Raw genomic sequence first — 6,694 nt, 5'->3', positions numbered from 1 at the left:
GCGGCCGGGGCGTCCACCGGCGCGGCCTGCTGCTGCGCTTTGCGCGCCCGGGCCTCAGCCTTACGCGCTTCGCGGGCGGCAATTGCCTCGCTGTTGTCAGGTTTGGCGCCGGCCTGGATCACGATCGGCTGCGCGGCATCGCGCTGTTTATCCCGTACCCGGGCCAGGGCGGCGCTAATCGCCTCCTGATCTTTGGCGGCAGGCTGAACGGCGGCTTTTTTATGCCGCTCGGCGCGCGCAGCTTTCTCACGCTCCAGGCGCGCCTGTCGGGCCTCGAATCGGGCTTTGGCTTCCGCAGCGCGCTGCTCTTCCTGACGAATCGCCGCGATCTCGGCCTTTTCCTGACGGAAGTACTGCACCAGCGGAATATTACTTGGACATACCCACGCGCAGGCGCCGCACTCGATGCAGTCCGCCAGATTATGGGCAGTGGCTTTATCGTGCTGCTGACCTTTGCTGAACCAGTACAGCTGCTGCGGCAGCAGATCGGCCGGGCAGGCGTCAGCGCAGGCGCTGCAGCGAATGCAGCCTTTCTCTTCCTGCGGTTCGCCCATCTCGCTGGCGGAAGGCGCCAGCAAACAGTTGGTTATCTTCACCACCGGGACGTCGAGCCACGGCAGGGTAAAGCCCATCAGCGGGCCGCCCATGATCACCATTGGCTCGGCGCTGGGGCAGAAGCCGGCATCGTTCAATAGATGGCGCACCGGCGTGCCAAGACGCGCCCAGACATTGCCCGGTCTGGTTACCGCTTCGCCGGTGAGGGTGACCACGCGCTCGGTTAACGGCTCACCGTCAATCACCGCGCGTTTCACCGCATAAGCCGTACCGACGTTCTGCATCAGCACGCCAATGTCCGATGAACGACCGCCGTGCGGTACCTGTTTGCCGGTGAGAATTTGGGTGAGCTGCTTGGCGCCACCGGAGGGATATTTGGTGGGGATCACGCGCAGCGAAATGCCATGGGCGTCGCAGAGCACCGCCCGCAGCATTGAGATGGCCTGCGGCTTATTGTCTTCAATGCCGATCAGCACTTCTTCAGGCTGCAGTATATGAGCGAGGATGCGGATACCCTCGACAATCTGCGCTGCGCAGTCCTGCATCAGGCGGTCATCCGCCGTGATATAGGGCTCGCACTCGGCGGCGTTAATGATTAGCGTTTTAATTTTATCTCCGCCACCGCGCAGTTTACTGCCGGTGGGGAAGCCTGCGCCGCCGAGGCCAGCAACGCCAAACTGGTGGATACGCTCGATCAGCGCTTCACGCGTGCGGGTCTGATAGTCGCTCCAGCCATCGCGCTCGATCCAGCGGTCTTCGCCGTCGGCGTCAATGATCACGCTCATCTCCGCCAGCGCCGACGGGTGCGCGGTAGTGTGCGGAGCGATGGCGGCAATGGTGCCGGAAGTCGGGGCGTGAACGGGCAGCATTCTTCCCCAGCCGCGGGTCAGCGGCTGGCCGCGCAGCACCCGGTCGCCCACTTTAACGCACAGTTCGCCCTCGGCGCCAATGTGCTGCTTCAACGGGATAACAAAGCGCTGCGGCAGGGAAACCTGACGCAGCGGGGTGCCGTTAGACTGGGTTTTCATTTCAGGCGGGTGAATACCGCCGTTGAAATCCCAGACCTTGTCTTTTCGGAAAGCGGAAAATAGCTTAAACATGTTGTTCCACAGGAATATTTCGCACCGGGATCGTATGCAGATCCCATTTCCAGGTCTCCGGGGTGGTGGCCACCGGAACGAGTGAAATGCACTGGGTCGGGCAGGGGGCGACGCACAAATTGCAGCCGGTGCACAGGTCGCTCATCACGGTATGCATGGCGCGGGTCGCCCCAACGATGGCATCCACCGGACAGGCCTGGATACACTTGGTACAGCCAATGCAGTTCGGCTCGTCAATTAGCGCGAGCATGCGGGCCGGCTCCGCTTCCTGTGCGTCGCCGTCGACAGGCTGCGGGTCGACGTTCAGCAAGGCGGCGATTTTTAACATCACCGCTTCGCCACCCGGCGCGCAGCGGTTTATTTTCTCACCCTGTACGCCGACTGCTTCCGCATAGGGGCGACACCCAGGGTACCCGCACTGCCCACACTGGCTCTGCGGCAATAGCTCATCAATTTTTTCCACCACCGGGTCGTCCTGCACCGCGAAACGACGCGAGGCGTATCCCAGTATTAAGCCGAAAATCAGCCCTAACAGGCTGATGGCGATCACGGCTATCCAGACTGCGCTCATTACAACTTCACCAAACCACTAAAGCCCATGAAGGCCAGAGACATTAAACCGGCGGTAATCAGCGCGATGGCATTACCGCGAAACGGCGCGGGGACATCGGCCACCACCAGGCGTTCACGGATCGCCGCGAACAGCACCATTACCAGCGAGAAGCCGACGGCGGCGGCAAAGCCGTACAGCGCCGACTGCAGGAAATTGTGGCCCAGATTAATATTCAGCAGCGCTACCCCGAGTACGGCACAGTTGGTGGTGATCAGCGGTAGAAATATCCCCAGCAGGCGATAGAGCGCCGGGCTGGTTTTACGCACCACCATCTCAGTAAACTGAACCACCACGGCGATAACCAGAATAAAGGCCAGGGTACGCAAATAAACCAAATTTAGCGGGATAAGGATCCAGGTATCAATCAGCCAGGCGCAAATAGAGGCCAGGGTCATCACGAAGGTGGTAGCGAGCCCCATCCCCATTGCGGTTTCCAGCTTTTTGGAAACCCCCATAAACGGGCACAGACCAAGAAACTTCACCAGAACGAAGTTATTGACCAGGACTGTACCAATAAAGAGCAGTAAATAATCAGCCATCATGCGACCTGAAACGAAAAAAAGCCGCTTATTATCGAATAAAACGATACCAGCGACAACAGGTTAAGTGTGGGGGTATTACGGATTAACAAAAGTCCGTTTTACCCGCTGCGAACGGCGAAAATAGGGCGCCAGCAGCGCAGCGGCCAGCAGCGGAAACAGCAGCTGACGCAGGGCAAGCACATCCGAGACCGGCGAGAAGGCAAAAGCCTTTATCGCCAGCAGCAGGGTGATGAGCAGCCAGATAATATAGTGTTTCGGCACCATCGAGCGCCGCTTGAAAAAGGCGATAGTCAGCCAGAGCGTGTAATACCACATGGCGAGGGCAAACAGCAGCGAGGCGACCCACAGCGCCATATGGCCCGCGCTCATGGCGCGCAGTAGGGTATAGGTCTGCGGCGACATCAGCGCATTGGCAAAAAACAGCAGCGATAACGAGGCGCTCAGCAGCGCCACCAGCAACCAGGCCAGCGGAGCCAGCAGCCATCCGCCGATGCGCTCTGCAGATTGAGACGTCATGTTTCTCCCCTATTCAACGCCAGTGAATAAAATCAGGCCGGGAAGTATAAGCAACTGGCGTGAAGGATGACAGCCTTACTGCACGAATCGCCAAACGGATTTAGGAACCTGGCCCACATCGAACAATTTACCACCGGAGACCAGCTCTGCGCGACGATGATCGGCGGCGCGATACATATTCACGATCTCCTGGGTGTCAGTCAGGGAGTAGTTAAGGTGATCAAATAGTTTTTCAAGGCTTTCCAGCGAACTGATTTTGCGAAATTTTAATAAGTAGTCCAGCACGGTCATTTTCGTATCCATTTTATAATCGGAATTATTGCGTTGAATATTATCAGCATTCACTAAACCTACTCTCAACCAACGGCGCCTTCTGCTGGGGCCGCGTGGAATGAATCAGGTTATATAAACCCATGACAAGGGGCAAAGCCAGCCTTGAAGAGCAGGGAGAAGTTTAAGAATATTCTAAAATCAGACCGGGCGCCGAATGGCGCCCGCAAGAGAAGATTAACGCTGTTCGCCGTGACTGGCAATAACAGATTTGTACCAATAAAAACTCTTCTTTCGTTTCCGCGCCAGATTTTGCTGGTGATCGACATAGACAAAACCATATTGCTTTTGATAGCCGTTGAGCCAGCTCAGCAGATCGATAAATGACCAGGGGTAATAGCCGCGCACATCTGCCCCCAGCGCCAGCGCTTTTTCGAGGGCGCCAATATGGCTGCTGAGATAATCAATCCGCGGGTCGTCGACCACTTCCCCGTCAATAATCGGGTCCTTCGCACCGAGGCCATTCTCGGTGATATATATCGGAATATCGCCATAGCGCGCCTTAATCATCATAATGCCGTCAGTTAGCCCCTGCGGCCAGATTTCCCAGCCCCATTCGGTATATGTACTCTGGGGATTACGCACAAAATAGAATAATCCCTCCACGCCAGGCTCGCCGCCGGTAGCGATCTCAGGCGGCTGGGCAGATACCGTTTCCCGGCGATAGTAATTCAGACCGATAAAGTCGCAGCGGTTGTCACGGAGCAGCGCGTCGTCGCCTGGAGCAAAGCGAGGTACCCCCCACAGCGCCTGGGTCTGCGCCAGCAGGTCGGCAGGATAGGTGCCTTTCAGCACCGGATCGTACAGCCAGTGAGTATGGATGGCGTCAGCCAGTTCGGTGGCCTTAATGTCCGCCTCGCTGTCGGTGAGCGGGGTATGCGGTTGCAGTACGTTGACGAAGCCAATCTCGCCGGCCACAGCCATCTCGCGAAAGGCCTTCACCGCCAGCGCATGGGCGATAAACACGTGGTGGCAGGCCTGAATAGCACGCGCCGGATCGCGGACCGCCGGGGGATGGAGGCCGTTAATGTAGCCGTGCCCAATGAAGACAATGGTTTCGTTGAAGGTAGCCCACAGCTTCACCCGTGAACCAAAGCGCGCATAGCACAGGCGGGCGTACTCGGCGAAGGCCTCGGCGGTAGTGCGCGCTTCCCAGCCGCCCTCATCCTGCAGGGCCTGCGGCAGATCCCAGTGATAGAGGGTGATCATCGGCTCAATATTGTGCGCCAGCAGTTCGTCGATCAGATCGCTGTAAAACTGGACTCCCGCTTCATTCACCTTACCGCGCCCGGCGGGCAGCAGGCGGGGCCAGGAGATGGAGAATCGATAGCTTTGCAGGCCCATCTCGGCCATTAACGCCACGTCTTCGCGAAAACGGTGATAGTGGTCGACGGCAATATCGCCGGTGGTGCCTTCAAAGGTGGTACCCGGCAGATGAGAGTAGATATCCCAGATTGACGGTCCTTTACCGTCGGCGTCGTGTCCTCCCTCAACCTGATACGCTGCGGTAGCGGCACCCCATAAGAAATTGTGCGGAAAAGCGGCCATGAAAAAGCTCCCTGTCTGATGATAAAGGGAGTGTAATAAAAGCGCGAACATATGTGCAACCGGTTTCTGAAACCGGTTGCACAGTTGCGAGGCGGGTCACTGTTTTAACGCGGAGCTACTTCGTGTGCACCACATCCGCTGGCGGTGGGGACTGATAGTTATCTATATGGTGTGCGATAACCAAAAGCAGTGCCGAAATACCAAAAACAATCCAGCCAATAAGTTCTACAATACGGGTAAAAACAGTTGTCATAACACTTCAATATCCTTTGAACACAGCGTGAAATGTTACTCGATGGTCAGCAGATCACAAGGGGTATCTGTCTGATTTCTCACACTTGCATGTAAGTCGCAAAATAAGGAATGATAAGTTTTGCTCACGGTTTGTAAAATTATTCTCATTAACCTGGTGTTGATATCAGTTGCATAAGCGAGGCGGTAAGATGAGCGATGCGATCCGGGTGGGGCTGGTGGGGTTCGGTTACGCCAGCAAAACGTTTCATGCGCCGTTGATCGGCGGCACGCCGGGTATGGCGCTGAAGGCGGTCGCCAGCAGCGACGCCGATAAGGTCCATGCCGATTGGCCTGGCGTGAAGGTAATGAGTGCGCCGGGGGATCTGCTGGACGACCCGGATATCGATCTGGTGGTCATCGCCACCCCGAACGACACCCACTTTCCGCTGGCGAAAGCGGCGTTGGAGGCGGGAAAGCATGTTGTGGTGGATAAGCCCTTTACCGTGACACTGTCACAAGCTCGCGAGCTGGAAAGCCTGGCGAAGCACTGCGGTCGGATACTTTCGGTGTTTCATAACCGGCGCTGGGACAGCGATTTCTTAACGGTCAGCGCGTTGATCAACGAAGGTCAGCTGGGGGAGGTGTGTTACTTCGAGTCGCATTTCGATCGCTTCCGACCACAGGTGCGCCGGCGCTGGCGTGAGCAGGCGGGTCCTGGCAGCGGCATATGGTATGACCTCGCGCCGCATCTGCTCGACCAGGTCGTGGTGCTGTTTGGCCTGCCGGTAAGCATCACGGTGGACCTCGCGCAGCTTCGGCCCGGCGCGCAATCCACCGACTATTTTCACGCCGTGCTGGCCTATCCGCAGCGGCGGGTAGTGCTGCATGGTACGTTACTCGCCGCCGCGGAGAGCGCGCGCTTTATCGTCCACGGCTCGCGGGCCAGCTATATTAAGTACGGTCTTGACCCGCAGGAGGAGCGGCTAAAAAACGGTGAACGGCTGCCGCAGGAGGACTGGGGATATGATATGCGCGACGGTACCCTGACCCGCGCTGAAGGGGATGAACGTAGTCAGGAGAAATGGCTGACGCTACCGGGTAATTATCCCGCCTACTATGCCGCTATCCGCGACGCGCTTAACGGCGTAGGGGAAAACCCGGTCCCGGCCAGCGAGGCGATTCAGATAATGACCCTGATTGAGTTGGGTATCGAGTCGGCCAGACATCGCGCCACGCTCAGCCTGGTCTGAGGAGGA

Annotated in this window: 8 protein-coding genes; 1 reads left to right on the top strand and 7 read right to left on the bottom strand. The window is 57.6% G+C overall.

The window, feature by feature from the left end:
• The 7 genes from rsxC to blr all read right to left on the bottom strand — a co-directional run.
• Positions 1-1,655, bottom strand: a 1,655-nt coding sequence (rsxC, locus tag HMPREF3140_RS20790; RefSeq protein WP_070553087.1) for an electron transport complex subunit RsxC, incomplete at its 3' end; no start/stop codon positions are given.
• On the bottom strand, positions 1,648-2,226 hold the full coding sequence (gene rsxB / locus HMPREF3140_RS20785; protein WP_032411614.1) for an electron transport complex subunit RsxB: 579 nt from the start codon (positions 2,224-2,226) through the stop codon (positions 1,648-1,650). The genes rsxB and rsxC, both read right to left, overlap by 8 nt.
• Positions 2,226-2,807 carry an electron transport complex subunit RsxA gene (rsxA, locus tag HMPREF3140_RS20780; protein WP_002907658.1) on the bottom strand — a complete coding sequence of 194 codons (582 nt, stop codon included), beginning with the start codon at positions 2,805-2,807 and terminating at the stop codon, positions 2,226-2,228. The genes rsxB and rsxA overlap by 1 nt, the downstream gene beginning before the upstream one ends.
• Positions 2,808-2,885: 78 nt before the next feature.
• Positions 2,886-3,326: a DUF2569 domain-containing protein gene (locus HMPREF3140_RS20775; RefSeq protein ID WP_032411611.1), complete on the bottom strand. Its 441-nt coding sequence runs from the start codon at positions 3,324-3,326 to the stop codon at positions 2,886-2,888.
• 75 nt (positions 3,327-3,401) lie between these two features.
• A complete protein-coding gene (gene ydgT / locus HMPREF3140_RS20770; RefSeq protein ID WP_002907652.1) occupies positions 3,402-3,617 on the bottom strand; it encodes a transcription modulator YdgT in 216 nt (71 codons plus the stop codon).
• A 216-nt stretch (positions 3,618-3,833) separates the two neighbouring features.
• Positions 3,834-5,204, bottom strand: a complete 1,371-nt coding sequence (locus tag HMPREF3140_RS20765) for a GH1 family beta-glucosidase (RefSeq protein ID WP_004180160.1) — start codon at positions 5,202-5,204, stop codon at positions 3,834-3,836.
• Between the two features lie 115 nt (positions 5,205-5,319).
• Complete coding sequence (blr, locus tag HMPREF3140_RS27730) at positions 5,320-5,457, bottom strand: division septum protein Blr (protein ID WP_004227851.1); 138 nt, start codon at positions 5,455-5,457, stop codon at positions 5,320-5,322.
• Positions 5,458-5,647: 190 nt separating this feature from the next.
• Between blr and HMPREF3140_RS20760 the strand changes: the two genes are divergently transcribed.
• Positions 5,648-6,688 carry an oxidoreductase gene (locus HMPREF3140_RS20760; protein WP_032411609.1) on the top strand — a complete coding sequence of 347 codons (1,041 nt, stop codon included), beginning with the start codon at positions 5,648-5,650 and terminating at the stop codon, positions 6,686-6,688.
• Positions 6,689-6,694 lie beyond the last annotated feature (6 nt).

This window comes from Klebsiella sp. HMSC16A12 (assembly GCF_001808265.1).
Lineage (GTDB): Bacteria > Pseudomonadota > Gammaproteobacteria > Enterobacterales > Enterobacteriaceae > Klebsiella > Klebsiella pneumoniae.
Note: the sequence above shows the minus strand (reverse complement) of the source record. Positions and strands in the feature narration are given on the sequence as shown.

Excerpts from the sequence above, each read along its gene's own strand:
- blr (WP_004227851.1), bottom strand. The coding sequence starts at position 5,457 with ATGACAACTGTTTTTACCCGTATTGTAGAACTTATTGGCTGGATTGTT.
- HMPREF3140_RS20765 (WP_004180160.1), bottom strand. The coding sequence starts at position 5,204 with ATGGCCGCTTTTCCGCACAATTTCTTATGGGGTGCCGCTACCGCAGCG.
- HMPREF3140_RS20760 (WP_032411609.1), top strand. The coding sequence starts at position 5,648 with ATGAGCGATGCGATCCGGGTGGGGCTGGTGGGGTTCGGTTACGCCAGC.
- HMPREF3140_RS20775 (WP_032411611.1), bottom strand. The coding sequence starts at position 3,326 with ATGACGTCTCAATCTGCAGAGCGCATCGGCGGATGGCTGCTGGCTCCG.
- ydgT (WP_002907652.1), bottom strand. The coding sequence starts at position 3,617 with ATGACCGTGCTGGACTACTTATTAAAATTTCGCAAAATCAGTTCGCTG.
- rsxA (WP_002907658.1), bottom strand. The coding sequence starts at position 2,807 with ATGGCTGATTATTTACTGCTCTTTATTGGTACAGTCCTGGTCAATAAC.
- rsxB (WP_032411614.1), bottom strand. The coding sequence starts at position 2,226 with ATGAGCGCAGTCTGGATAGCCGTGATCGCCATCAGCCTGTTAGGGCTG.